This is a genomic window from Streptococcus mitis, from assembly GCF_022137125.1.
Classification (GTDB): Bacteria; Bacillota; Bacilli; order Lactobacillales; family Streptococcaceae; genus Streptococcus; species Streptococcus mitis_CE.
Genome location: NZ_JAKNEQ010000005.1, coordinates 17,381 through 41,178, shown reverse-complemented (window position 1 = coordinate 41,178; position 23,798 = coordinate 17,381). Strand labels below are relative to the sequence as shown.

The 23,798-nt window shown below is 39.2% G+C and carries 30 protein-coding genes, 1 tRNA gene and 1 pseudogene; 14 read left to right on the top strand and 18 right to left on the bottom strand.

Going from position 1 to position 23,798, the window contains the following annotated elements:
• Nucleotides 1-2: 2 nt before the first annotated feature.
• Nucleotides 3-335, bottom strand: coding sequence for a putative DNA-binding protein (locus tag L0P31_RS05650; protein ID WP_000402066.1), 333 nt, complete (start codon nt 333-335; stop codon nt 3-5).
• A gap of 91 nt (nt 336-426) precedes the next feature.
• Nucleotides 427-804, bottom strand: a complete 378-nt coding sequence (locus L0P31_RS05645) for a YwiB family protein (RefSeq protein ID WP_080673739.1) — start codon at nt 802-804, stop codon at nt 427-429.
• A 71-nt stretch (nt 805-875) separates the two neighbouring features.
• Between L0P31_RS05645 and L0P31_RS05640 the strand changes: the two genes are divergently transcribed.
• Nucleotides 876-2,180 carry an HD domain-containing protein gene (locus tag L0P31_RS05640; RefSeq protein ID WP_001003487.1) on the top strand — a complete coding sequence of 435 codons (1,305 nt, stop codon included), beginning with the start codon at nt 876-878 and terminating at the stop codon, nt 2,178-2,180.
• A gap of 12 nt (nt 2,181-2,192) precedes the next feature.
• Nucleotides 2,193-2,999, top strand: a complete 807-nt coding sequence (gene yidA, locus L0P31_RS05635) for a sugar-phosphatase (RefSeq protein WP_049502232.1) — start codon at nt 2,193-2,195, stop codon at nt 2,997-2,999.
• 55 nt (nt 3,000-3,054) lie between these two features.
• Here yidA and L0P31_RS05630 read toward each other — a convergent pair.
• The 6 genes from L0P31_RS05630 to L0P31_RS05605 form a co-directional block, all read right to left on the bottom strand.
• Nucleotides 3,055-3,126, bottom strand: a tRNA-Arg gene (locus L0P31_RS05630).
• 42 nt (nt 3,127-3,168) lie between these two features.
• Nucleotides 3,169-3,516: a 50S ribosomal protein L19 gene (gene rplS / locus L0P31_RS05625; RefSeq protein WP_001068669.1), complete on the bottom strand. Its 348-nt coding sequence runs from the start codon at nt 3,514-3,516 to the stop codon at nt 3,169-3,171.
• 118 nt (nt 3,517-3,634) lie between these two features.
• Nucleotides 3,635-3,964, bottom strand: coding sequence for a fluoride efflux transporter CrcB (gene crcB / locus L0P31_RS05620; RefSeq protein WP_049500397.1), 330 nt, complete (start codon nt 3,962-3,964; stop codon nt 3,635-3,637).
• Complete coding sequence (gene crcB / locus L0P31_RS05615) at nt 3,958-4,332, bottom strand: fluoride efflux transporter CrcB (RefSeq protein WP_238096133.1); 375 nt, start codon at nt 4,330-4,332, stop codon at nt 3,958-3,960. The genes crcB (L0P31_RS05620) and crcB (L0P31_RS05615) overlap by 7 nt, the downstream gene beginning before the upstream one ends.
• Nucleotides 4,329-4,595, bottom strand: coding sequence for a chorismate mutase (locus L0P31_RS05610; RefSeq protein WP_238096131.1), 267 nt, complete (start codon nt 4,593-4,595; stop codon nt 4,329-4,331). Before L0P31_RS05610 ends, crcB (L0P31_RS05615) begins: the two co-directional genes overlap by 4 nt.
• Before the next feature lie 115 nt (nt 4,596-4,710).
• Complete coding sequence (locus tag L0P31_RS05605) at nt 4,711-5,154, bottom strand: flavodoxin (protein ID WP_001162125.1); 444 nt, start codon at nt 5,152-5,154, stop codon at nt 4,711-4,713.
• Between the two features lie 103 nt (nt 5,155-5,257).
• Here L0P31_RS05605 and L0P31_RS05600 point away from each other — a divergent pair, with 103 nt between their 5' ends.
• The gene (locus L0P31_RS05600; RefSeq protein ID WP_238096130.1) at nt 5,258-6,193 is read left to right on the top strand and encodes a DHH family phosphoesterase; all 936 of its coding nucleotides are present in this window, start codon (nt 5,258-5,260) and stop codon (nt 6,191-6,193) included.
• 95 nt (nt 6,194-6,288) lie between these two features.
• Nucleotides 6,289-6,531 carry a type B 50S ribosomal protein L31 gene (locus L0P31_RS05595; RefSeq protein WP_054363520.1) on the top strand — a complete coding sequence of 81 codons (243 nt, stop codon included), beginning with the start codon at nt 6,289-6,291 and terminating at the stop codon, nt 6,529-6,531.
• 148 nt (nt 6,532-6,679) lie between these two features.
• Here the strand turns inward: L0P31_RS05595 and L0P31_RS05590 are convergent.
• Nucleotides 6,680-7,262: pseudogene (locus tag L0P31_RS05590) on the bottom strand (transposase family protein); the annotation flags it as partial.
• Between the two features lie 417 nt (nt 7,263-7,679).
• Here L0P31_RS05590 and L0P31_RS05585 point away from each other — a divergent pair.
• The 5 genes from L0P31_RS05585 (at nt 7,680) to L0P31_RS05565 (ending at nt 11,459) form a co-directional block, all read left to right on the top strand.
• Nucleotides 7,680-8,267: a recombinase family protein gene (locus L0P31_RS05585; protein ID WP_004256625.1), complete on the top strand. Its 588-nt coding sequence runs from the start codon at nt 7,680-7,682 to the stop codon at nt 8,265-8,267.
• 237 nt (nt 8,268-8,504) lie between these two features.
• Nucleotides 8,505-9,383, top strand: a complete 879-nt coding sequence (locus tag L0P31_RS09455; RefSeq protein WP_406696010.1) for an N-acetylmuramoyl-L-alanine amidase family protein — start codon at nt 8,505-8,507, stop codon at nt 9,381-9,383.
• A gap of 33 nt (nt 9,384-9,416) precedes the next feature.
• A complete protein-coding gene (locus L0P31_RS05575) occupies nt 9,417-9,881 on the top strand; it encodes a TM2 domain-containing protein (protein WP_238096129.1) in 465 nt (154 codons plus the stop codon).
• A gap of 4 nt (nt 9,882-9,885) precedes the next feature.
• The gene (locus tag L0P31_RS05570) at nt 9,886-10,938 is read left to right on the top strand and encodes a DUF6287 domain-containing protein (protein WP_049500389.1); all 1,053 of its coding nucleotides are present in this window, start codon (nt 9,886-9,888) and stop codon (nt 10,936-10,938) included.
• A gap of 221 nt (nt 10,939-11,159) precedes the next feature.
• On the top strand, nt 11,160-11,459 hold the full coding sequence (locus L0P31_RS05565; RefSeq protein WP_000981526.1) for a YbaB/EbfC family nucleoid-associated protein: 300 nt from the start codon (nt 11,160-11,162) through the stop codon (nt 11,457-11,459).
• Between the two features lie 72 nt (nt 11,460-11,531).
• Here L0P31_RS05565 and L0P31_RS05560 read toward each other — a convergent pair whose 3' ends face one another.
• From L0P31_RS05560 to glmU, 7 genes are all read right to left on the bottom strand, one after another.
• Nucleotides 11,532-13,295 (bottom strand): glycerophosphoryl diester phosphodiesterase membrane domain-containing protein, encoded by a 1,764-nt coding sequence (locus L0P31_RS05560; RefSeq protein ID WP_238096126.1) that lies wholly within the window; start codon nt 13,293-13,295, stop codon nt 11,532-11,534.
• An 8-nt stretch (nt 13,296-13,303) separates the two neighbouring features.
• Nucleotides 13,304-13,894 carry a 3'-5' exonuclease gene (locus L0P31_RS05555; RefSeq protein ID WP_238096124.1) on the bottom strand — a complete coding sequence of 197 codons (591 nt, stop codon included), beginning with the start codon at nt 13,892-13,894 and terminating at the stop codon, nt 13,304-13,306.
• A gap of 208 nt (nt 13,895-14,102) precedes the next feature.
• On the bottom strand, nt 14,103-14,594 hold the full coding sequence (rocS, locus tag L0P31_RS05550) for a chromosome segregation protein RocS (RefSeq protein ID WP_238096122.1): 492 nt from the start codon (nt 14,592-14,594) through the stop codon (nt 14,103-14,105).
• A gap of 76 nt (nt 14,595-14,670) precedes the next feature.
• Nucleotides 14,671-15,363, bottom strand: a complete 693-nt coding sequence (locus L0P31_RS05545; protein WP_238096120.1) for a 5'-methylthioadenosine/adenosylhomocysteine nucleosidase — start codon at nt 15,361-15,363, stop codon at nt 14,671-14,673.
• A gap of 16 nt (nt 15,364-15,379) precedes the next feature.
• Complete coding sequence (gene macP / locus L0P31_RS05540) at nt 15,380-15,691, bottom strand: cell wall synthase accessory phosphoprotein MacP (RefSeq protein WP_000517861.1); 312 nt, start codon at nt 15,689-15,691, stop codon at nt 15,380-15,382.
• A gap of 11 nt (nt 15,692-15,702) precedes the next feature.
• A complete protein-coding gene (locus L0P31_RS05535) occupies nt 15,703-16,248 on the bottom strand; it encodes an NUDIX hydrolase (RefSeq protein ID WP_238096118.1) in 546 nt (181 codons plus the stop codon).
• Between the two features lie 9 nt (nt 16,249-16,257).
• Nucleotides 16,258-17,637: a bifunctional UDP-N-acetylglucosamine diphosphorylase/glucosamine-1-phosphate N-acetyltransferase GlmU gene (gene glmU, locus L0P31_RS05530; protein WP_125454426.1), complete on the bottom strand. Its 1,380-nt coding sequence runs from the start codon at nt 17,635-17,637 to the stop codon at nt 16,258-16,260.
• 154 nt (nt 17,638-17,791) lie between these two features.
• Here glmU and L0P31_RS05525 point away from each other — a divergent pair, with 154 nt between their 5' ends.
• The 5 genes from L0P31_RS05525 to lysS all read left to right on the top strand — a co-directional run bounded on the left by L0P31_RS05525 (nt 17,792) and on the right by lysS (nt 22,256).
• Nucleotides 17,792-18,592, top strand: coding sequence for a glycoside hydrolase family 25 protein (locus tag L0P31_RS05525; RefSeq protein ID WP_078238386.1), 801 nt, complete (start codon nt 17,792-17,794; stop codon nt 18,590-18,592).
• 94 nt (nt 18,593-18,686) lie between these two features.
• Nucleotides 18,687-19,529, top strand: coding sequence for a DUF368 domain-containing protein (locus tag L0P31_RS05520; protein WP_078238385.1), 843 nt, complete (start codon nt 18,687-18,689; stop codon nt 19,527-19,529).
• Nucleotides 19,529-20,011, top strand: coding sequence for an aminoacyl-tRNA deacylase (locus L0P31_RS05515; RefSeq protein WP_023946953.1), 483 nt, complete (start codon nt 19,529-19,531; stop codon nt 20,009-20,011). Before L0P31_RS05520 ends, L0P31_RS05515 begins: the two co-directional genes overlap by 1 nt.
• A complete protein-coding gene (locus tag L0P31_RS05510) occupies nt 20,011-20,628 on the top strand; it encodes a histidine phosphatase family protein (RefSeq protein WP_078238384.1) in 618 nt (205 codons plus the stop codon). The genes L0P31_RS05515 and L0P31_RS05510 overlap by 1 nt, the downstream gene beginning before the upstream one ends.
• A 137-nt stretch (nt 20,629-20,765) precedes the next feature.
• On the top strand, nt 20,766-22,256 hold the full coding sequence (gene lysS / locus L0P31_RS05505) for a lysine--tRNA ligase (RefSeq protein ID WP_078238383.1): 1,491 nt from the start codon (nt 20,766-20,768) through the stop codon (nt 22,254-22,256).
• Nucleotides 22,257-22,316: 60 nt separating this feature from the next.
• Here the strand turns inward: lysS and L0P31_RS05500 are convergent, their stop codons facing one another.
• A complete protein-coding gene (locus L0P31_RS05500; protein ID WP_078238382.1) occupies nt 22,317-23,156 on the bottom strand; it encodes an amino acid ABC transporter substrate-binding protein in 840 nt (279 codons plus the stop codon).
• A gap of 9 nt (nt 23,157-23,165) precedes the next feature.
• On the bottom strand, nt 23,166-23,795 hold the full coding sequence (locus tag L0P31_RS05495) for an amino acid ABC transporter ATP-binding protein (RefSeq protein ID WP_214614716.1): 630 nt from the start codon (nt 23,793-23,795) through the stop codon (nt 23,166-23,168).
• Nucleotides 23,796-23,798 lie beyond the last annotated feature (3 nt).

The window sequence follows — 23,798 nt, the reverse complement described above, 5'->3', positions numbered from 1 at the left end:
TCTTATTCTCTATTATCAATGCTTGTTAAAATTTCTATCTGCTCCTGCAGAAAGTCATCCTTGGGATAGCGCTCCAAAATCTGGTCAAAAATTTGACTGCGGACAATGTAGTCCGAGTACATGTGCAATTTCATCTCATAATCTTCCAGAATCTTTTCTGTCCGCTTGATATTGTCATAGACAGCCTGACGACTAACACCAAACTCCTCGGCAATCTCAGCAAGGCTGTAATCATCAGCATAGTAGAGCTCTATATAATTCATTTGCTTATCTGTCAAAAGCGCCGCATAAAATTCAAAGAGCGCATTCATACGATTGGTTTTTTCGATTTCCATAACTTTTATTATACCAAAAATTAGCCTAATCTACCACATTAGCAGGCTAATCCGAGAAGATAGCTAGCAAAAATTTGAAAAAAACAAGAGACTAGCACCAAGTAATTTCCAATTGATAGCTGGCAAAGGGATGTCCCTCTTGATTTTGTAGTTGATAATCTAGTTCAATCTTTTGCCCATCAACTTGATAATGGCTCGTTTGGATGATAAACTCCTGCATGCCCGTAGGTGTGGGAATATAGGCTAAACTATCACTATCCTTTAAAAAGCGCATAATGGTCTTGGGATTAGAAAATCGGCTCATCACCAGTTCTTGACCATGAAATTTAATAACCACTTTTTCCTTTTCCTCATTATAGAAAAGCAGGTAGCTATAATCTCCTTTTTCATGCACTTCCACATCATAGAGTTGGTCAATCACTTCCAACTGCTCATCAAACTGAATCCTATTTCGCATCCGAATCTTCACATCAAGTCCTCTTTCTTGTCTCTTGTCCTACTATTTTACCAAAAAGAGCAGGATTTTGCTATAATGGTCATATGAACGAAAAAGTATTCCGTGACCCAGTTCACAACTACATCCATGTCAATAATCAAATCATCTATGACTTGATTAATACAAAAGAATTTCAGCGTTTGCGTCGAATCAAGCAACTGGGAACTTCCAGTTATACCTTCCACGGTGGAGAACACAGTCGCTTCTCTCACTGTCTAGGAGTCTATGAAATTGCACGACGTATCACAGAGATTTTTGAAGAAAAATATCCTGAAGAATGGAATCCTGCTGAGTCTCTCTTGACCATGACCGCTGCACTCCTTCATGACCTCGGACATGGTGCCTACTCCCATACTTTTGAACATCTCTTTGATACAGACCACGAAGCTATTACTCAGGAGATTATCCAAAGTCCTGAAACGGAGATTCACCAAGTCCTACTACAAGTAGCGCCAGATTTTCCAGAAAAGGTAGCCAGTGTCATAGACCATACCTACCCTAACAAGCAGGTCGTGCAACTCATTTCCAGTCAGATTGATGCGGACCGCATGGACTATCTCTTGCGCGACTCCTATTTTACAGGAGCATCTTATGGGGAATTTGACCTAACTCGGATCCTCCGAGTCATTCGTCCTGTCGCAAATGGTATCGCCTTTCAGCGCAATGGCATGCACGCCATCGAAGACTACGTCCTCAGTCGCTACCAGATGTACATGCAGGTTTATTTCCACCCTGCAACACGCGCCATGGAAGTTCTCCTACAGAATCTTCTAAAGCGCGCCAAGGAACTCTATCCTGAAGACAAGGACTTCTTTGCCCGAACTTCTCCACATCTCCTGCCTTTCTTTGAAAAAAATGTGACCTTATCTGACTATCTGGCTCTAGATGATGGTGTCATGAATACCTATTTCCAACTCTGGATGACCAGTCCTGATAAGATTCTCGCAGACTTGTCGCAACGTTTTGTCAACCGCAAGGTCTTTAAATCCATTACCTTTTCACAAGAGGATCAAGACCAACTCGCCAGCATGAGAAAATTAGTTGAGGATATCGGCTTTGATCCGGACTACTACACTGCTATTCATAAGAACTTCGACCTCCCTTATGATATCTATCGTCCCGAATCTGAAAATCCACGAACACAGATTGAGATTTTACAAAAAAATGGAGAACTAGCCGAACTCTCTAGCCTGTCTCCTATCGTCCAATCTCTTGCTGGCAGTCGACACGGAGATAATCGCTTTTATTTTCCAAAAGAAATGTTGGACCAAAACAGCATCTTCGCAAGCATTACCCAGCAATTTTTACACTTGATTGAGAACGATCATTTTACCCCAAATAAAAACTAGAAGAGGAATTTTATGAGTATTAAACTAATTGCCGTCGATATTGACGGAACCCTAGTCAACAGCCAAAAGGAAATCACTCCTGAAGTCTTTTCTGCCATCCAAGATGCCAAAGAAGCTGGTGTCAAAGTCGTGATTGCAACTGGCCGCCCTATCGCAGGTGTTGCCAAACTTCTCGACGACTTGCAGTTGAGAGACGAGGGTGACTATGTTGTGACTTTCAATGGTGCCCTTGTCCAAGAAACCGCTACAGGACATGAGATTATCAGCGAATCCTTGACTTATGAGGACTATCTGGATATGGAATTTCTCAGTCGTAAGCTTGGTGTTCACATGCACGCCATTACCAAGGATGGAATCTACACTGCAAATCGCAATATCGGAAAATATACAGTGCACGAATCAACCCTCGTCAGCATGCCCATCTTCTACCGCACACCTGAAGAAATGGCTAACAAGGAAATCGTCAAATGTATGTTCATCGATGAGCCAGAAATACTCGATGCTGCTATTGAAAAAATCCCAGCAGAATTTTACGAACGCTACTCCATCAACAAATCTGCTCCTTTCTACCTCGAACTCCTTAAAAAGAATGTGGACAAAGGTTCAGCCATCACTCACTTAGCTGAAAAACTCGGATTGACCAAAGATGAAACCATGGCTATCGGTGACGAAGAAAATGACCGCGCCATGCTAGAAGTCGTTGGTAACCCTGTTGTCATGGAAAACGGAAATCCAGAAATCAAAAAAATCGCCAAATACATCACCAAAACAAATGACGAATCTGGCGTTGCCCATGCCATCCATACATGGGTACTGTAAAAGGGTATGAATAGCCGAAAACCGCTCAGTTGAGCGGTTTTTAATGTCTAATTAATGCCCCCTGCCGGAATCGAACCAGCAACTACTCCTTAGGAGGGAGTTGTTATATCCATTGAACTAAGGGAGCTAGATAAAAACTCTGCTGAAGAAGCAGAGTTTTTTAGTCGAATTAACGACGGATTTCTTTGATACGAGCCGCTTTACCTTGAAGAGCACGCAAGTAGTACAATTTCGCACGACGTACTTTACCGTAACGTACAACTTCGATTTTTTCAACACGTGGAGTGTGGATTGGGAAGATACGCTCAACACCTACACCGTTAGAGATTTTACGAACTGTGTAGTTTTCTGAGATGCCAGCACCTTTACGTGCGATAACAACACCTTCAAAAATCTGGATACGTTCACGGTTACCTTCGACAACTTTCGCGTGTACACGAACAGTGTCACCAGGACGGAATGATGGGATATCAGTACGAAGTTGACCTTCAGTCAAGCTTTGGATTAATGGATTCATTTTATTCTCCTATCTTTGTCAATCTTGAGGAACCTTCCTCAGCGGATAAACTGTATTTTTGTGCGTCCATTACACACAAGATACAGTTTACCAAATTTCCACAAAAAAGTAAAGAAATTTATAGCAGAATTCCTAAAAAAATCGCAATCAAACCACCTAGGTAGGTCAAAGATAAATAAGAATAAAATACCTTCTTATCACTTAACAGTCTTTGGAGTTCATCATTAAAGGTCGAAAAAGTCGTTAAACCACCACAAAATCCTGTTGCTAGAATAGCATAGACTTCCTTAGACTCCACATGATTGTAGAATAATCCAATTAAAAAACAACCTAAAAGATTGGCTATGAGCGTTCCGAGGGGCAATTTAGATGCTTGATTATAGCGGGAAAAGAAATAGCGCACTAAAGCTCCGAAACCACAAGCAATTGCAAGATAGACGATTACCATTTTTTCCTCCCTAAATAGTAAGCTAAAAGCAGTCCGCCACCGATGCTCAAAAGCAAATACAGGACTAAACTAAGATAACGCCCTGTATCAAGCAGTTTCACAGCATCAAGCATGAGACTAGAAAAGGTTGTTAAACCTCCGCAAAAACCCGTCCCTAGCGCTAAAACCAATCCCTTACTAGTACCCTTATAAACCAGATAACCCTTGACAAGATAAACCAGGCAGAAAATTCCCAGATAGTTGACAAAGAGAGTCCCCCAAGGAAAGTCTGGACTGGCTGGTAACCAAGTAGAAACCAGGTAGCGAACCAATCCTCCCACCATGGCAGCTAGAAAAATTCCTAGTGAATAAAATTGTTCTTTTTTCATTTGATGTTTTGATCCTGATAATCACGCGAACGTTTGAGTATGTCCGAAAAAGTCGCTACAATAGTCTCCTGATAGCGCTTGTCTCCTACACGACTCCTAACCTTTTCAAAAATAACAGCTTCTCTCTTGGTATCTAAAATCGGTTTCCCTGAAGCCTTCTTATAAGCAACAACCCCTTCAACTAAGTGCATACGTGCTTCTAACAGTTTGACAATTTGGTCGTCGATTTGATCAATTTCTTGACGAATAATATCTAAATCCATACAGTCTCCTCCTTTATTTGAATTATTGTATCAAAAAGCCACCAAATAGGCTAGTAAAATCCCAACTCTCGATAAGAAAAATGCACTGATTGATTCCATCAGTGCACGTTTATGCTTATCCTACTTTAGCAGCCAATTCTTCTGCGAATTGTTCCAAGCGTTCAATGTCTTCTTCCTCAGCAGAGAGATCAACTTTGACACACTCTGAACCTTTTTCTGCTCCTGTCGCTACAAAAACACGGTCAAAGTCATCGACAGCCTTACAGAATTCATCGTAGAAGGTATCTCCTGAGCCGACCACTCCGTAGATTTTGCCATTCAAGTTGAGATCTGCTAGGTCTTCGTAGAAGTCCATCATCTCATCTGGCAATTCACCATCACCATAAGTATAGGTCGCAACGATAGCGATGTCTGCTTCCAAGAAGTCTGAAGCGTCAACAGTTGTACATTCATCAACATCGACATCCAAGCCCAAGTCACGTAATTTGTCTGCTACAATATCTGCAATTTCTTCGGTATTACCGGTCATACTGGCAAATACAATTTTTGCTAATGCCATATCGTCCTCCTCAATTTATCTTTCTCCATTATATCACATCTTTTTCATTTTAAAAATAAAAATTCTTGTGCTACAATGAAATGAGAAAGAATTGAGGTTATTTATGGACATTTACCATCAAATTTTAGAAAAAATTAAAGAATACGACACGATTATCATTCACCGTCATATGAAACCAGACCCTGATGCCTTGGGAAGTCAGGTGGGATTGAAAGCTCTTCTCAAACATCATTTCCCAGAAAAAACCATCAAGGCCGTTGGTTTTGATGAACCAACTCTTACTTGGATGGCTGAAATGGATCTTGTTGAAGATAGTGCCTACCGAGGTGCCCTTGTCATCGTCTGTGATACGGCGAATACTGCTCGTATCGATGATAAACGCTATAGTCAAGGTGATTTTCTCATTAAGATTGACCACCATCCAAATGATGATGTATATGGTGACCTATATTGGGTGGATACTAGTTCAAGCAGCGCTAGCGAGATGATTACCTTATTTGCAGAAACAACTCAACTGGCCTTGTCAGATCGCGCTGCTGAGTTGCTCTTTGCAGGAATTGTTGGTGATACAGGTCGCTTCCTTTATCCTTCTACGACTGCACGGACTCTTCGCCTTGCTGCTTATTTGAGAGAACATAACTTTGACTTTGCGGCTCTCACCCGCAAAATGGACACTATGAGCTACAAAATTGCAAAACTTCAAGGCTACATCTACGACCATCTGGAAGTGGATGAAAATGGTGCAGCGCGCGTTATCCTGAGTCAAGAAGTCTTGAAACAATACAATGTTACCGATGCTGAAACTGCGGCTATTGTGGGAGCTCCTGGACGCATTGACAGTGTGAGTCTCTGGGGAATTTTTGTAGAGCAGGCTGATGGCCACTACCGTGTTCGCTTACGCAGTAAAATCCATCCTATCAATGAAATTGCCAAAGAACATGATGGTGGAGGCCACCCTCTAGCAAGCGGTGCTAATTCCTATAGTTTAGAAGAAAACGAAATCATCTACCAAAAGTTAAAAAACTTGCTTAAAAACTGATAAAATACTTGCCAAACTTTTTAGAATCTGATAGACTAGTATGGTAACAATCTATGGCTCGCAAAGAGACCATGGCAGAAAGGAAATATTGCAAAATGAAAAAAGATATCCATCCAGAATATCGCCCAGTTGTCTTCATGGACACAACTACTGGTTACCAATTCCTTAGCGGTTCAGCAAAACGCTCTAACGAAACAGTTGAGTTCGAAGGCGAAACTTACCCATTGATCCGTGTGGAAATTTCATCAGACTCACACCCATTCTACACTGGACGTCAAAAGTTCACTCAAGCAGATGGACGCGTGGATCGTTTCAACAAAAAATACGGTCTCAAATAATGATAAAAAGACAGCTTCGGCTGTTCTTTTTTGTTTCTTCAAATCAACTGCTGTTTTCATGTTCCAACCTCAAAAAAAACTTTGCAATCTCGATAGCCACACAATGGTTGCTAGAGTACAAAGTTTTTTTATTAGACTTCCTGCGAAACTAGAATTCTAGTTCACAGTTGATAATTCCAGCAATCAAATTCATTCGTAATCCAAATCGTTTACGTCGATTTCGTTAGGTTGTTGAAAACATTTTAAACGTTTTTACTTTGACCAAAATATTCTCAACCTTGATTCTCTCTTTAGATAGCACATGATTATAGGATTTATCTTCAAGAGTTAGTGGCTTAAGTTTGCTTGATTTCCTCGGAATTTACGCTTGTGAATACATCTTCATGATCCCTTGATAACCACTGTCTGCCAAGATTTTACCAGCTTGTCCGATATTTCTGCGACTCATTTTGAATAACTTCATATAGTGGCAATAGTTCACTGCAATATCCAAAGAAACAATTCTCCCTTGGCTTGTGACAATCGCCTGAGCCTTCATAGCATGACATTTCTTTTTACCAGAATAATTCGCTAGTTGATTTTTTAGGACGATTGATTTTTAGCTCTGTTGCATCCACAATCACCGTATCCTCAGCACTAAGATGAGTTTTTGAAATCGTAAAGCCAGTTTGAATAAGAGTTGCTTCAACCCATTGACTCCGACGGATTAAGTTGCTTTCGTGAATGCCAAAAATTGTTTACTTACTTCATAATTCATAGTTTTATTGTATCATATTTTGTTTCGCAGGAAGTCTACTTTTATTTTCCACTGCTAAGCACAATTCTTAGATTCACTCTGAAAAAGATTAGACTTTTAACCCCAAAATTGATAAAATAAAAAAGAAAATAAGATAAAAGGAAACTGAAAATCACCATAATGAACATGCAAAAATTGAACATACTGTTTTTAATTTTTGTAAACATCAAAAAGGTTGGTTTAAAAGGATTTTAAGCCCTTAAGATTTTTTATCCAACACTTCTATTCACGCATCCAAGGCAAAATCTTGGCAAAAAAATACAGTAGCAAAGAGTACACCAAACTACCACTCATTATGGGCGGTAGTTTTCTTTTCGTCTAAAATAGAGATAAAAAGATAGGTGGTAGCCTTATGCGTTACGGTTATGTTCGAGTATCTACAAGAGAACAAAATATCGATAGACAATTTTCAGCCTTGGTAGAAAATAAATTAGCAAAAGAAAATATTTTTATTGATTATGTTTCAGGAAAGGATTTTGACAGAATAGAATATCAAAAATTATTAACTACCTTGAAGGAGAATGATGAATTAGTTATTAAATCAATTGATAGATTGGGAAGAAACTATGATGAAATTTTAGAACAATGGCAATCAATTACTAAGAAAAAGAAAGTAAATATAACTGTTTTAGATTTCCCCTTATTAAACACAAAGAATAGCGATGACAATATCACAGGAAAACTAATATCTGACATCGTTTTGCAAGTTCTATCTTATGTGGCACAGTTTGAAAGAGAACAAATCAAACAAAGACAAATGGAAGGAATACGAGAAGCAAAGAAAAAAGGGAAAAAATTCGGTAGACCAAAATTGCTTGCCCCGGATAATCTTCCTGATGTAATAGCTCAATATACGAAAAAAGAAATAACATTACGAGAAGGTGCAGACATCTTAGGAGTATCAAAAAGCACCTTTCATAATTGGATAAAAAATTCATAGTTCCTGTCAAAAAACCTAGGATTTTTTGGACAGGAAATACACTTTATTTTAGAACCATTTTCGTTAGAAAAAAGGTTCTAAAATCCAGTATTTTGACCGATTATTATTACACTACCATTCTATCAAGTTTGTCCAAAAAAGTCTAGATTTTAGGACAAACTGATTACTTTACAACAAATAAAAATAGGGAGTATTAAATGAATGCACAAACAAACTAAAAAATTCACACTTGCAACTATATCAGCTCTATCACTTCTTGGCACTGGAGTCATCACAGCTAATCAAGTATCAGCTAGCGAGAATACGAGTACTGAAAAACAAATAGACGCAACAATTACAAAAGTTGAAATTGATTATTTTGGACTTAGCTTCGAAGGAAAACTTTCAGAGCCACTACCACACGGAGGTGATAAGGCTGCTAAGGGAAATATTACTTTGATTGATAAAGCGACCGGAAAAATTGTGTACCAAAGTCACGATGCTGTCATTTTTAGTGGCTTAACTGAAGATGTTAGTGATCAATTTTTGCAACCTTTATTTTATAGCAATCAATTTAAAGGTGATGTTTTTGTCTCAGAACAATTCCCAGATGGAACATATATTTTAGAGATGTATGGAGAAGCTGGTTCGCCTTACGATGACTTAACTGATACAAGAAAACGTGTCTTTAAAGTTAGAAAAGAGGTAACTATCGGAAATCCTTCGACAAATTCAAATACTAACGCAACAACTCAATCAGGTTCAAATTCTAATATCTCAGGTAGTTGGCTACAATCTGGTTCTCGCTGGTGGTATAAACATGCCGACGGCTCTTACAAAACTAATGGCTGGGAAAAAATCAATGGTGTTTGGTATCGCTTTGACTATTCTGGTTGGATGCAAACAGGCTGGGCAAAAGACGGTAGCTGGTACTATCTCGACGGTTCAGGTGCTATGAAGACTGGTTGGGTCAAAGATAACGGTAACTGGTACTATCTTCAAGACTCAGGCGCTATGAAAACTGGCTGGATGAAGGTATCTGGAAAATGGTACTATGCTTATAACTCTGGTGCATTGGCAATCAATACGACAACACCTGATGGCTACCGTGTCAATTACAACGGTGAGTGGGTATAACATAAAATAGAAATAAATTAAGGAGATAATTATATGAACAAAGTTATAAAAATTGAAGCTGAAACAGTTTATGTTGGAAAAGGTGATAATGGCCAATTTACTGCAATTTCAAGAAAAAGTTTTGGTTTTGAACCACAAGTAGGTGATTACGTAGAATTTTATCAAAACGGTGATGAGTATATTGTTTCAAAAATAGATAACGCATCTCCAGCTACCTCTAGTCAACATTCAAATGGAGTGAGTGATAAATCTAAACTGGCCGCAACCCTATTTGCCTTATTTTTAGGAGCACTCGGTGGCTACGATTTTTACATCGGAAATTCTAAACAAGGATACAAGCGTATCGGAATAACTCTGCTAGCTATCATTCCTATTTTAATGCCAGTTGTTTTACTAGCAAATGCTATTTGGAATATTATAATTACTATTCAAGTTTTAACTTCCAAAACTGGTAGCAAATGGCACCAAGATGCCCAAGGTTTAGAATTGCAAGATTAAATACATGAAAAAATTATTATTTCTATTCAGTGCCAGTATTTTAACTATCTCTCTTCTAACAGCTTGCCAACATCAGAGTGAAAACACTCCCTCAGCAAGTTCTGAAGTAACTACTTCTAGTAGCAGTTCATCTACTTCCACATCGGAAGAGAAGAAAACTGACTACACCCTATACAATACTGTCCTTAAAGAATATGCCAAAGTATTAGATGGTTCACCAGCTTCACATACAGAGGTCAATTCAAAAGCAAACTTAAAAAATACTTATCCTAACGAATATTATGGATTACAGTATAGCTTGTATGATTTAGACCAAGACGGTACGGACGAACTTTTGATTGCTCTAAAAACGTATTCTAACTATTACGATTTATTAGATATTCGAACTCTTAAAAATGGTGAAGTTATTCGACTGACCAATGCAGAAAATAATCTGGACTTTATTGGAGAACGCGTTCATTTTAATCCTTTAGAAAACGGCTATTTCCAATTATCTACCCGAGTATCTACTAATCAAATCCAACTTAAACTATACAAGTTGAATCAGGATAGAACACAGTTAGAGTTAGTTAGCGAATCAGATACAGAAGAGGGACTGGGGACAAAACCACCTTCCCTTGACATAAGGTCTTTCTCTTGGAAATCTGTCACAAGCCTCATAAATGGAGAAACAAGCCTTCCATCAGAAAGTAAAGGAATGGATATTTCTGCAATTCAAAATGGAGATTTTTCTAGTGTCATAGGAACTTGGAGGAATGGTACAGGTATTGAATTTACTTTCGATAAAAATGGCTTGGTAAGTGATCATTCCAAAGTTTCAATTGAATATGCTAAAGAAACCGACCGCTATCTTAAAGCAAGTTTACTTCCTAAAGCTGGTGGTGCTGGTGGTGCAGCTATTGCCTTTTTACCAGCAGGAATCCCTATAACCATGTCTGTCACCTCTTCTTCAGATAATGGCTATACTGACTCGTCTGATATTACACAAGACCGCTTATGGTTTGGACACCAACTCATCAATGGCAGTACTGAGGGATTTTTCTACAAAGTAGAATAGTGTTAGTAAACTCTTAAACTAGCTCATAAAATATCTAGCAACTTTTCATAAACACATATAGGATAAATATTCTTATGCTCTTAGAATATCTATCCTATATTTTTATTCTATCTACATTTCTATCGATACTTGATGAATTCACTCAGAAAAAGATTAGACTTTTAACGTTAAAATTGATAAAATAAAAAAGAAAATAAGATAAAAGGAAACTATAAATCACCATGATGAACATGCAAAACATGATGCGCCAAGCACAAAAACTTCAAAAACAAATGGAACAAAGTCAAGCAGAACTTGCTGCTATGCAATTTGTTGGCAAATCTGCTCAAGACCTTGTTCAAGCTACCTTAACAGGTGACAAAAAAGTTGTCAGCATTGACTTCAATCCAGCTGTCGTTGACCCTGAAGATCTTGAAACTCTTTCTGATATGACTGTTCAAGCCATCAACTCTGCTCTTGAACAAATCGATGAAACTACCAAGAAAAAATTAGGTGCTTTCGCTGGAAAATTGCCATTCTAAGCATAAGAAAAACAAGCATTCAAGAGAATACTTGCCTATCATGGGAGGAACAACTGTTCCTCTTTTTGCTTACTAAAAATTAAAGAATTCCATGGCCTGTTTGAACAGTAAATCCGTATACTCTGGGTCTTCTTGGGCAATGGTAACCTGATCTTGAATCATTTCCAAGTCATCCGTTATCATGCCGTCTGCACCCAAATGAACAGATTTATCAAAGGACTCTGAACTATTGATGGTCCACACGTACAATTTTTGATCGGTATTCCAAAGCTTGTTGACAAAATTTTCATCCAAGGTTGAATACTCCATAGTATAACCTGTGGCCTTGGTTCTTGGAAAAATACTATTATAAGGTAGGATTAAAAAGACTGGAATTTGAGTATCGTAGGCTAAAACCTGGTCAATCACATGGTAGTCCAAGGATTGCATTTGGTGACCATTCTGCTTAAGAACAGTTCCATATTTTTCCATAAAGCGTTTCATCATATCTGGGCTATCTTTTCGACTAGTTTTAATTTCAATAAGGAGTTTTTGATGTAATTCATTGGCTTTATTGAGATAGTCATCAAAACTAGACACCTTGCTATGATAACCATTTTCTGAAATATCGAGTTTGGTCAATTCCTCCAAGGTTAAATCCTGAGGTTTGGCATTAACTCCTGTCAAATTCTTGATATTGGCATCATGCATCATGACAAACTGGCCATCTTTTGTTTCCTGAACATCCGTCTCAACGAAGTCTGGAGATAACTGAGCGGTTTTTTCTAGTGATTGGACGGTATTTTGCACACCATTCTTATTAGATACTCCCCTGTGAGAGATAATCAAAGGTTTGTTAGCAACTGGAGCTTCTAAATAAACATAACCCTCAAGAGCGAAAAAGATAGCAGCACATCCCATCACTCCCCATCTCATCCAGTGGTCTTTCTTTCTCCTTGGTGTGATTTCTAATTCTTCTCCTGTTAAGAAGGAAACAAACTTAATGAGAAAGTAAGTCAAGGCCATATAGTGGAAATTCTTAATCAAGACAAAGTTAATAATTCCCATCACAAGAGATTCCTTATGGGTCAAACCATCCATCAGTGCCTGACTTGTCAAGATTGGGATCAATAAAAGAATGAAAAATATGTAGGTTTTGACGACAATCCAAAGCAAGTTCCAAATATAAAACCAAGAGTGCTTTCTTGTCTTCTCTAGACTGTATCTGACTGCTTCTTTGACTGTTTTCTTCTCAAATAAAAGCTGAGGTAGGGCAAACATCAAGCGCACTGAAATGTAAAATAGAAGTAAAGCAAGAATAGTAACCACTATACCTACTAGCCAATACTTGTCTTCCACATAATCAACGATAAAGTCCGGAATGACGATTTTATTGAGGTAATAAATCTTTAAAATCTTTCGAATCAATGGAAAGAGCATCATGATATAAAAGAAGATAAAGGCTATCTTGGAAAGTGTCGCTTGCTTCATAAACAAGAAACTTTGTCGAAAGACCTTACGACTGTACTCCAGCAAAGTTCTCTTTTCATGATAGAGTAGGTGCCGGGCTCCGATAAAGAGAAGTCCTATCTGGTAATAGGCGATCAGTAAATTAACGATTACCAGAATAAATAAAGCAAGACTAACAAAGGGAGAACCTTTTATAATGGCAAAAATATTGTTGTAAGATAGAAAGAGATAGCCTGTCTGACGGAGCAAAAGTCCAGCAATCCAAGAATTTGCTGGTAACCAGACAAACTCAATCATCATAAAAGTCAAGAAAAATAGAAAAAGTATTTTATCTAGATTAAAGTATATCTGCTTAAAACCCAGATTTTTAGGTTTTTCAGGTTTCATAGGCACTCCTAGTTAAATAATTGAGACAAGTCCAAGCCTCCAAAAGGATTGTTTGAAAGACTACTTTCTGCCCCTAACAATTCTCTAGCCTTGTCTGACTCTAGAAAGGACTCGTAAACACGCGCTGTCATACGAGCATCCTCTAAGCTATTATGGGACTGACCTTGAAATCCAAGAAACGAGGCAACAGTTTGCAATTTGAGATTGGCAATACCATGTAAATCTGAACTCCGACGTTCAAAAGCTTCATCATACAGATCCACCTTGTACTGCTGGCTGTAGTCTAAACCATGGTCCTCTAAAATAGGTAAATCACTTTTAACAGCATTGTAGCCTATCATCGGCAAAGAACCCACAAACTCTTGGAATTCTTTTATAACTTCCTCCACTGGGGGAGCATCTTTTAAGGTCTCAGCTGTAATCCCCGTCAATCCATTAATAAAATTCTTTAGAGGCACACTAGTATGGACATAGGAATCATAGGCATCGATTTCCTGACCATCTCTAAAACGCACTGCCGATACTTGAATCAAGTGTATTTGTCCTTCATGCTGATTAAATTCTAAGTCAAAAGCAATGTAATCTTCTAATCGTTCCATTTTCTACCTCTCCTATACTGTTATTTTATACTCTTCGAAAATCTCTTCAAACCGCGTCAGCTTCGCTTTGCCGTACTAAAGTACAGCCTGCGGCTAGCTTCCTAGTTTGCTCTTTGATTTTCATTGAGTATTACTTGAGCAACTATACTATTTAGATTAGAAATAAAAGAAGCCATCAGGTTAGCATTTAACCTAAACAGCTCCTTGATTATCCTCCAAATAAACGAGCAAAAAAGCCTTTCTTAGTTGATTGGACTTCTTCTTTTGCTTGGTCCAGCTCTAGCTTGAGATTTTCTTGATCCTTCATAGCTTGAAGGGTCAATTGTTGCTGCTGATCGAGTTGTTTGTCTTTCTCAGCAATCTGACGGTCTTTGATACGCATCTGCTCGTCTTTTTCTGATAACTGACGATCCTTGGCTTTTAATTGTTCATAGAGACGAAGAATTTCTGCATTCTTCTCATCAATCAGAATCTCCATCAGTTCACGCTGCTTGACATCTTCACTGACAGGCTCATCTTCAAAAATCGTTTTTTTATAGATTTCTTCTAGCTTAATCAAGCCACTTCTGGTAACGACTGTTACCCCTTTGTCATTTTTATCTGTGTCTTCTTCTGGTAATTCTTTGACACGGTTATTGATTGCTTGGCGAGATAATCCTAAAACCTCTGCAATCTCACTGACGGTCATTTCAATACTCATAATATCCTCTGAAACGTTTTCTAGCTTTTCTTTACTTAAATCTTATCATAAGCTAGAAAAACTGTCAAATTTTCGCTTAATTTAAGGCCTTCAAAAAGGCTAATAAGACTTGGGCAGAGCGACGCCCAGCTTCGATAATAAACTCATCAAAAGAGATGTTTGCTTCATGGTTGGCATTGTCACTCATAGCTCGGATGACTAAGACTGGAAGATTAAGAGCATGCGCTGCCTGAGCAATAGCTGCCCCCTCCATCTCAACAGCTAAAACTTCTGGGAAATGGGACTTAATCACTTCTATCTTGTCATTTCCTGCAACAAAACTATCTCCTGTAGCAATCAAACCAAGATGCCAGTTCTGGTCCAATTGAGATAGACTCTCTTGAATTTTAGCAACAAAGGTTTTATCTGATTCGAAATAAAGCGGTTGTTGCGCCATTTGTCCATAAGCATAACCAAAAGCTGTGACATCCACATCATGATAGGCTAATTTGTCAGAAATCACGACATCCCCAACAGCAATACCTTCTGCGACGGCCCCAGCTGATCCCGTATTAATTAGAGCATCCACTTGGAAATGATCAGCCAAAATCGCCACACTCATAGCAGACATGACCTTACCAATTCCACTTTCTACAAGAACGACTTCATGAGAGGCAATGGTGCCTGTATGATAGGTATTCCCCAAAACAACTTGCTCCTGGGCATTGTCTAAATGCTGGACCAGATACGCCAGTTCTTCAGGCATAGCCGCAATAATTCCTATTTTCATTTCAATTCCTTTTCTATTACAAAAGTTTCATTGCTAAGACAAGCAAAATCAAAAGAAAGATGACTGCAAATAAAATTTTATTCAACTTAGAATTGAAGACATTTCTCTTGGTATTTTCAATGCGACGGCTTTTATGAATAGACGGTTCGACCTGAATCTTCAAGGTTTCTTGGCTAAAACCATGATCCTTAGGATTGGCATAACCAAAACGGGAAGAAGAGGTTGGTAAAATTTTTGTCTCCTCATCATCTAGCAAAGGAGGACCTGAAATCTTTTCGCCTCTATTAGCTCTTTCAATCATTTCATCCGTTAATAAAGGTTTACCCATACTGACCTCCTCTATTTTTTGTGCAATTCCCAATACTGAACAGCCATAATTGTCTTGGCATCACAGATATGACCTGATTGGATTAATTCCTTGGCTTCTTCTAAGTTCACTTCAAGCACTTCTAAGGTTTCATCTTCATCCTGCGGACGCGGATTTTCCACTTTCGTCAAATCGCTTGCTAGGTATAGTTTTAACTTTTCATTACAAAAGCCAATGGCTGAGTAAAAATCGTACAAGAGTTCTAATTTCCCTGTATAGGCTGTTTCTTCCTCTAATTCACGAAGGGCTGCTGCGACAGGGTCTGTATTTTCTCCTACTTCCAACTTTCCGGCTGGAATTTCGTAAGAGACAGCCTCGATGGCTTTGCGGTACTGCTTGACCAAGATGAGTTTTTGTTCATCCGTTACAGCTAAAACACAGACAGCCCCATTGTGGAAAATCAAATCCCGTTGGGCAACTCCTTTGCCTTCTGGTAATTCAACCTGATCTTGGACCAGTTTAAATATTGGTCCTTGATAGATTTCTTTTCGGCTAAGCGTTTTTTCTTCAAATTCCATGATAAGCTCCTACTGATTATTAGGATGGTGAGGAAGACGTGTTGCATATTCGTCTTTATTGACCTGACGACCACGACCAATAGCAATAGCATCTGCTGGAACATCTTTAGTAATAGTTGAACCAGCACCAACAAGAGAATTGTCACCCAACTCAACTGGGGCAATAATGGTTGAATTTGAACCAACAAAGACATTGTTACCAATGACTGTTTTGTATTTGTTTTTACCGTCATAGTTGACTGTAATGGTTCCTGCACCGAAATTAACCTTGCTACCCACTTCACAGTTTCCAATATAAGTCAAATGACCAGCCTTGGTATTCTCACCGATTGAAGAACCTTTCACCTCAACAAAGTTTCCAATATGAACTTGGGCACCCAGACTTGAACCTGGACGAATGTGGGCATACGGACCGACTGTCACTCCGTCAGCAACGCTACTTTCTTCAATCATAGAGTTGGTAATAACAGCTCCTGCTCCGATAGTGCTATCCACTACATAAGTACCATTTGTCAAAACAGTCTCAGCACCAATTTTCGTTTGCCCCTTCAAGGTAACATTGGCTTCGATTTGAACTTCAGGAGCAATCTCAACATCAATATCGATATAAGTTGCTTCTGGATTGACAAAGCTAACACCATTGACCATGTGTTGGTGATTGATGCGGCGACGCATAACCGACTCAGCAGTCGCAAGAGCCACACGGTCATTTACCCCAAGACTTTCATCAAAATCTTTCAAAGTATAAGCGCCAACTTTTTCACCAGCTTCACGGAAAATGCCAATGACATCTGTAATATAGTATTCGCCTTGAGCATTGTTGGTATTGATATTTTTCAAAGCCTCAAACAAACGCTCGTTGTCAAAGACGTAAGTTCCGGTATTAATTTCCTTGATTTGTTTTTCAAAATCTGTAGCATCCTTTTGCTCAACAATACGAAGAACCTCAGCATTGTCATTACGAACAATTCGTCCATAGCCAAACGGATTATCAGTTTCAGCAGTCAAGATAGTCGCCACATTTTTATGATTGATGTGGAAATCAATCAAGTTTTTCAAGCTTTCACCTGTGATTAAAGGAGTATCTCCTGCGATGACCAAGGTGTGACCTGACAAACATTCTAGGATAGGCTCTGTCATCATAACTGCATGGCCAGTTCCTAACTGTTCAGATTGAGTCACAAATTCTGTCTGCCCAGCCAAGACCCGCTCAACCAATTCCGCCTTGTGTCCTACAACTGTTACTGTCTTTTCAGGTTGGATAGCTCCCACACTACGGAAAACATGTTCCAACATAGAAATACCCGCAACCTTGTGCAACACTTTTGGCAAATCAGATTTCATGCGAGTCCCTTTACCCGCTGCTAAAATAATGGCATAATTTGACATAATCTTCTCTTTTCTCTAGAAATTCCCTTTTATTATACCATATTTCAAATCATTCCGCGCTCTTGAATGAAAAAATGCTCTAAAGTCCTTTATTAACCCATTTTTTGAGTATTTTTTTTGATTTTTTCTCATTTTTAAGGTAAAATTATGAGATATGAGAAAGAAAATAAATCCGCTTATTTTGTTTGGTTTTTTTGGGATTATGATTTTCATTTTAATCCTGAATCGCCCTCGTTTTGAGGACCATCCTGTAAAAACAAAGTCAAATATCGCGCAAGTAGAAACGCAAGCGCTACATAATATAGATAAACCGGTAATTGATGTTTCTGGTTGGCAACGTCCTGAGGAAATTAATTACGATACTCTCTCCCAAAACATTTCTGGAGCTATTGTTCGCGTCCATAGTGGTGCTCAAACATCCAAAGAGAACGATGCTTCCTATGTTAATGGTGTTGATAAGGCCTTTAAAACCCATATCACTGAGTTTCAAAAAAGAAATGTCCCAGTTGGTGTCTATGCCTATGTAGCCGGAAAAAATGTCCAGGAGATGGAAAAAGCTGCTGAGGTATTCTATAACGCCTCTTCTCCATACAGTCCAAGTTACTATTGGCTAGACGTGGAAGAAAAAACCATGTCTAATATGAACGAAGGTGTTGAAGCCTTTCGAGCAAAACTAGAATCACTGGGTGCAAAAAATATCGGCATCTACGTTGGGGTTTACTTCATGGAAGAACACAGTATTGATACAGACAAGTTTACCTCTGTTTGGATTCCTTCCTATGGTTCTGACTCAGGATTTTACGAAGCTACTCCTAAAACTGATTTAGATTACGACATTCACCAGTACACGTCTAAAGGAAAAATTGCTGGCTTTGACCACGATTTGGATATCAACGTTATCTCTTCCTTAAAAAACAAAGAAGAAACCTTTAGAAAACTCTTTTTAAAACCTTAAAAGCATTTGTTTAGCATTTGCTTTTTCTTTTTGTGTTTGATTGTGATACAATATAGTAAGGATTTTTTGAAATAGAAATAGTTGGAGGAAAAATATGCTCTCATGGTTAGCACGTGTTATTAAAGGGATTGTCATTGCTCTTGGATTTATTCTACCGGGAATTTCCGGAGGGGTTCTAGCAGCAATCTTAGGAATTTATGAACGAATGATTGGTTTTCTGGCCCATCCCTTTAAAGACTTTAAAGAAAATGTTTTGTACTTTATTCCAGTTGCCATCGGTATGCTTCTGGGAATCGGCTTATTTTCCTACCCGATTGAATACCTGCTTGAAAATTATCAGGTCTTTGTCTTATGGAGCTTTGCGGGTGCCATCATTGGTACAGTTCCCAGCCTTCTCAAAGAATCAACTCGAGAATCTGACCGAGACAAGATTGATTTAGCTTGGTTCTGGACAACCTTTATCATTTCTGGATTAGGACTCTATGCCTTAAATTTTGTTGTTGGAACCTTAAGTGCCAGCTTTCTTAATTTCGTCCTAGCTGGTGCACTGCTGGCTCTTGGCGTATTAGTTCCTGGCCTCAGTCCATCAAATCTACTTTTGATTTTGGGACTCTATGCTCCTATGTTGACTGGTTTTAAAACCTTTGACCTCTTGGGAACCTTCTTTCCGATTGGAATCGGAGCAGGTGCAACTCTCATCATTTTTTCAAAATTGATGGATTATGCCTTAAACAACTATCACTCACGCGTCTATCATTTCATCATCGGTATCGTCCTATCAAGTACCCTTTTGATTTTGATTCCAAATGCAGGAAACGCTGAAAGTATCCAATACACCGGTCTTTCACTTGTCGGTTATGTCATCATCGCCTTCTTCTTTGCACTAGGAATCTGGCTTGGTATTTGGATGAGTCAATTGGAGGATAAGTATAAATAATGGCAAAAAAAGTTAAAATCAAAAAAACATTGGTAGAACAAATTCTGTCTAAAGCAGGTATCCCACATCAGGGGATTCAAATCAATGCCCTGGAAGGAGAACTTCCGCAAGGTTATGAACGAGATCAGATTTTCAAAACCTTGGCTCTTTTGGGAGACAAGACAGGACCGATTATCGGAATTGTACCTATCACTCAACACTTGTCTGAAAAGAAACTAGCTAAAATTTCTGGCAATAAAAAAGTGAGCATGATTCCACAAAAGGACTTAGAAAAAACAACTGGCTACATTCACGGAGCCAATAATCCTGTCGGTATTCGTCAGAAACACAATTACCCCATTTTTATCGATAAAATCGCCCTAGACTTGGATCAAATGATTGTCTCTGCTGGAGAAGTTGGTCACAGCATTATCGTCGCGCCACAAGACTTGGCCAGCTTTGTAAAGGCCGACTTTGCAGATATCTTGGAGGACAGAAAGTAATGAAACTCTACTTTGTCCGCCATGGCCGCACCGTCTGGAACCAAGAAGGGCGCTTTCAAGGTGCTAGTGGAGATTCTCCCCTACTTCCTGAATCCATTGACACCCTCAAAAAACTTGGCCAATATCTCAAGGAAATTCCTTTTGATCAGATTTATTCAAGTGATTTACCTCGAGCGGTCAAATCTGCCGAGATTATCCAAAGTCAACTCAAAACGCCCTGTCCTTTAGAAAGTGTTCCTAATCTCCGTGAATGGCAGCTGGGGAAGTTGGAAGGTTTAAAAATTGCAACCTTGGAATCTATTTACCCGCAACAAATCAAAGCTTTCCGATCTAATCTTGCTCAATTTGACACTCAAATGTTTGGAGCCGAATCCCTCTATAGCACCACGCAACGGACCATCCAATTTATCAAATCATTAAAAGATAGTCCAGCTGAGCGTATTCTAATTGTCGGTCACGGTGCTAATCTTACTGCCAGTCTTCGTACTCTTCTAGGTTATAAAGAACCACTTCTTCGTAAAGATGGCGGTCTAGCAAATGCCAGCCTAACCATTCTAGAAACCCATGATTTTGAAACATTTACTCTCGATACTTGGAATGATACTTCCTATCAATAACAGAACTTGATTTTAGCGTCAAGTTCTTTTTAGTTTTTAAAGATTATCCGTGAATTTCTTGGCTATTTATGATAAAATGGGAGTATCGCAAAAAATGACTCATCGTATTCAATTTTGAGTAAAACTAGGAGGATCCCATGTCAACAGAACATATGGAAGAACTAAATGACCAGCAGATCGTTCGCCGTGAAAAAATGGCTGCGCTTCGTGAACAAGGAATTGATCCTTTCGGAAAACGTTTTGAACGTACTGCAAATTCACAAGAATTAAAAGATAAATATGCTGACCTCGATAAAGAACAATTACACGATAAAAACGAAACAGCTACTATCGCAGGACGCTTGGTAACCAAACGTGGTAAAGGTAAAGTAGGTTTTGCCCACCTTCAAGACCGCGAAGGTCAAATCCAGATCTACGTTCGTAAGGATGCTGTCGGTGAAGAAAACTATGAAATCTTCAAAAAAGCAGACCTTGGTGACTTCCTTGGTGTCGAAGGTGAAGTGATGCGTACAGATATGGGAGAACTCTCTATCAAAGCTACTCACATCACTCACTTGTCTAAAGCACTTCGCCCACTTCCTGAGAAATTCCACGGTTTGACAGACGTTGAAACAATTTACCGTAAACGTTACCTTGACTTGATTTCTAATCGTGAAAGCTTTGAGCGCTTTGTCACTCGTTCAAAAATCATCTCTGAAATCCGTCGTTACCTTGACCAAAAAGGTTTCCTTGAAGTGGAAACACCTGTTCTTCACAACGAAGCTGGTGGTGCGGCAGCCCGTCCATTTATCACCCACCACAATGCCCAAAACATTGACATGGTGCTTCGTATCGCGACTGAGCTTCACTTGAAACGCCTTATCGTCGGTGGTATGGAACGCGTCTATGAAATTGGCCGTATCTTCCGTAACGAAGGAATGGATGCCACTCATAACCCTGAGTTCACTTCTATCGAAGTCTACCAAGCTTATGCAGACTTCCAAGACATCATGGACTTGACGGAAGGCATTATCCAACACGCTGCTAAATCAATTAAAGGCGATGGTCCAGTTAACTATCAAGGTACTGAAATCAAGATTAACGAGCCATTTAAACGTGTTCATATGGTGGATGCTATCAAAGAAATTACTGGTGTCGATTTCTGGCAAGACATGACTTTCGAGGAAGCCAAAGCTATCGCTGCTGAGAAGAAAGTTCCAGTTGAGAAACACTACACTGAAGTTGGTCACATTATCAATGCCTTCTTTGAAGAGTTTGTTGAAGAAACTTTGATCCAACCAACCTTTGTCTATGGACATCCAGTAGCTGTATCTCCACTTGCTAAGAAGAATCCTGAGGACGAACGCTTTACTGACCGTTTCGAGCTCTTCATCATGACTAAGGAGTACGGTAATGCCTTTACTGAGCTCAACGACCCAATCGATCAGCTTAGCCGTTTCGAAGCCCAAGCTAAAGCCAAAGAACTTGGTGATGATGAAGCGACAGGCATCGACTATGACTACATTGAAGCTCTTGAATACGGTATGCCACCAACAGGTGGTTTGGGAATTGGTATCGACCGTCTCTGCATGCTTCTCACTGATACAACTACTATCCGTGACGTATTGCTCTTCCCAACAATGAAATAATCACTTATCCTCTGGCTCTTGTCAGGGGATTTTTCGATGCAAAAAGAGATTGAGGAAAACTCAATCTCTACTTTTCACTTCTTTGGTTGCTACATCTTCTCCAAACCATTTTTGGCTAATTTCTTGGAACTTCCCTTCTTTGTACAGTTGAACAAAGGCTTGGTTTAAAGCTTGTAGTAATCTCTTGTCTGCTGGTCTAACTCCGACTGCAAAGGATTCACTTTCAAATCCTGCTGAAAAGACATTGTAGTCACTTAATATACCTTCAGACTGGAGATAGTAATTAGCATACACTCGGTCAATCAACAAAGCATCAATCCGGTCATTTTTCAAATCAATCAAGGCCTCATTGAAACTCTGGTACTGATTAGCCTTCTGGTCTTTTACACGATTTTTCAGTAAATCTGGCTGGGCTGCAAAATCCAAATAACCAGAGGAACCGGCTTGGGCTCCCAAGGTCTTATCCTTCATATCCTCTACCGAATGAATCTGCTGGCTTTTCTTGGCAACCAGAACTTGTTGATTTTCCATATAAGGAATGCTAAAGGAAACCTTCTCTCGGCGTTCATCAGTGGCAGAATAGCCATTCCAGATGGCATCTATGGTTCCATTTTGCAGTTCCGTCTCTTTCATATCCCAGTCAATTGGCTGAAATTGAACCTTAAAGCCTAATTTTTCTGAGACAGCTTGTGCCAAATCAATATCAAAGCCTGTATATTGGCCATTCTTTTCTTCAAATCCCATGGGTACAAAGGTATTGTCAAAACCAATGGTTATACTTCCTTGCTCTTGATACTTATCCCAGTTATCCTGCTTGGGATCACTAGCCTTCTGAGTACAAGCTGTTAAAAAGAGAGTCAGGAGAGAAACCAATACTAAAGCAATTTTCTTATTAGTCATTGGCACCTCCTACTTAGGCTCAACCTTGAGAATCTGATCTGCGATATTTTCCGCAAACTGCAAATCATGGGTAACCACAATCTGGGTCACGCCAAGTTCCCTATTTTGCAAGATTAGTTTTTCCACTTCCAAGCGTAATTCTGGATCCAGGGCAGAAGTTGGTTCATCGTAACCTATGATTTCCGGGTCAATCATCATAGCACGCGCCAAGGCTACCCGCTGCTTTTGCCCACCAGATAGTGAGAATGGATAGGCGTCTGCGTGCCCTGCAAGTCCTAACTGTTCTAAAAGACATCGCGCCTTCAGCTCAGCCTCATCCTGCTTCATTCCCATGGTTTTCACAGGAGATAAGGTCAAATTGTCTAGAACTGATAAATGAGGGAAAAGTTGAAAATCTTGGAATACAAATCCCAGTAGATTGCGCTTCTCCAATTCATCCAATTCTAAAGGTTCTCCATTATAAAATATTTGCCCTGAATCAATGGTTTCAAGACCTGCAAGCATGCGTAAGAGAGTCGTCTTACCTCCACCCGAAGGCCCAACGATAGCCAGAATTTGCTTTTCAGGAATTTTTAGACTGAAATTGGACAAAATTTGCTTTTCACCAAACCCCTTATTGATATTTCGTAATTCTAACATGGC

Coding starts and splice junctions, on each gene's coding strand:
- L0P31_RS05545 (WP_238096120.1), bottom strand. CDS start 15,363: ATGAAAATAGGAATTATTGCGGCTATGCCTGAAGAACTGGCGTATCTG.
- L0P31_RS05600 (WP_238096130.1), top strand. CDS start 5,258: ATGGACATTTACCATCAAATTTTAGAAAAAATTAAAGAATACGACACG.
- rplS (WP_001068669.1), bottom strand. CDS start 3,516: ATGAATCCATTAATCCAAAGCTTGACTGAAGGTCAACTTCGTACTGAT.
- L0P31_RS05650 (WP_000402066.1), bottom strand. CDS start 335: ATGGAAATCGAAAAAACCAATCGTATGAATGCGCTCTTTGAATTTTAT.
- yidA (WP_049502232.1), top strand. CDS start 2,193: ATGAGTATTAAACTAATTGCCGTCGATATTGACGGAACCCTAGTCAAC.
- L0P31_RS05610 (WP_238096131.1), bottom strand. CDS start 4,595: ATGGATTTAGATATTATTCGTCAAGAAATTGATCAAATCGACGACCAA.
- L0P31_RS05515 (WP_023946953.1), top strand. CDS start 19,529: ATGGCAAAAAAAGTTAAAATCAAAAAAACATTGGTAGAACAAATTCTG.
- L0P31_RS05520 (WP_078238385.1), top strand. CDS start 18,687: ATGCTCTCATGGTTAGCACGTGTTATTAAAGGGATTGTCATTGCTCTT.
- macP (WP_000517861.1), bottom strand. CDS start 15,691: ATGGGTAAACCTTTATTAACGGATGAAATGATTGAAAGAGCTAATAGA.
- L0P31_RS05570 (WP_049500389.1), top strand. CDS start 9,886: ATGAAAAAATTATTATTTCTATTCAGTGCCAGTATTTTAACTATCTCT.
- rocS (WP_238096122.1), bottom strand. CDS start 14,594: ATGAGTATTGAAATGACCGTCAGTGAGATTGCAGAGGTTTTAGGATTA.
- L0P31_RS05555 (WP_238096124.1), bottom strand. CDS start 13,894: ATGGAACGATTAGAAGATTACATTGCTTTTGACTTAGAATTTAATCAG.
- L0P31_RS05500 (WP_078238382.1), bottom strand. CDS start 23,156: ATGACTAATAAGAAAATTGCTTTAGTATTGGTTTCTCTCCTGACTCTC.
- L0P31_RS05510 (WP_078238384.1), top strand. CDS start 20,011: ATGAAACTCTACTTTGTCCGCCATGGCCGCACCGTCTGGAACCAAGAA.
- L0P31_RS05495 (WP_214614716.1), bottom strand. CDS start 23,795: ATGTTAGAATTACGAAATATCAATAAGGGGTTTGGTGAAAAGCAAATT.
- L0P31_RS05525 (WP_078238386.1), top strand. CDS start 17,792: ATGAGAAAGAAAATAAATCCGCTTATTTTGTTTGGTTTTTTTGGGATT.
- glmU (WP_125454426.1), bottom strand. CDS start 17,637: ATGTCAAATTATGCCATTATTTTAGCAGCGGGTAAAGGGACTCGCATG.
- L0P31_RS05585 (WP_004256625.1), top strand. CDS start 7,680: ATGCGTTACGGTTATGTTCGAGTATCTACAAGAGAACAAAATATCGAT.
- lysS (WP_078238383.1), top strand. CDS start 20,766: ATGTCAACAGAACATATGGAAGAACTAAATGACCAGCAGATCGTTCGC.
- L0P31_RS05640 (WP_001003487.1), top strand. CDS start 876: ATGAACGAAAAAGTATTCCGTGACCCAGTTCACAACTACATCCATGTC.
- crcB (WP_049500397.1), bottom strand. CDS start 3,964: ATGGTAATCGTCTATCTTGCAATTGCTTGTGGTTTCGGAGCTTTAGTG.
- crcB (WP_238096133.1), bottom strand. CDS start 4,332: ATGAAAAAAGAACAATTTTATTCACTAGGAATTTTTCTAGCTGCCATG.
- L0P31_RS05565 (WP_000981526.1), top strand. CDS start 11,160: ATGATGAACATGCAAAACATGATGCGCCAAGCACAAAAACTTCAAAAA.
- L0P31_RS05605 (WP_001162125.1), bottom strand. CDS start 5,154: ATGGCATTAGCAAAAATTGTATTTGCCAGTATGACCGGTAATACCGAA.
- L0P31_RS05535 (WP_238096118.1), bottom strand. CDS start 16,248: ATGGAATTTGAAGAAAAAACGCTTAGCCGAAAAGAAATCTATCAAGGA.
- L0P31_RS05560 (WP_238096126.1), bottom strand. CDS start 13,295: ATGAAACCTGAAAAACCTAAAAATCTGGGTTTTAAGCAGATATACTTT.
- L0P31_RS05595 (WP_054363520.1), top strand. CDS start 6,289: ATGAAAAAAGATATCCATCCAGAATATCGCCCAGTTGTCTTCATGGAC.
- L0P31_RS05575 (WP_238096129.1), top strand. CDS start 9,417: ATGAACAAAGTTATAAAAATTGAAGCTGAAACAGTTTATGTTGGAAAA.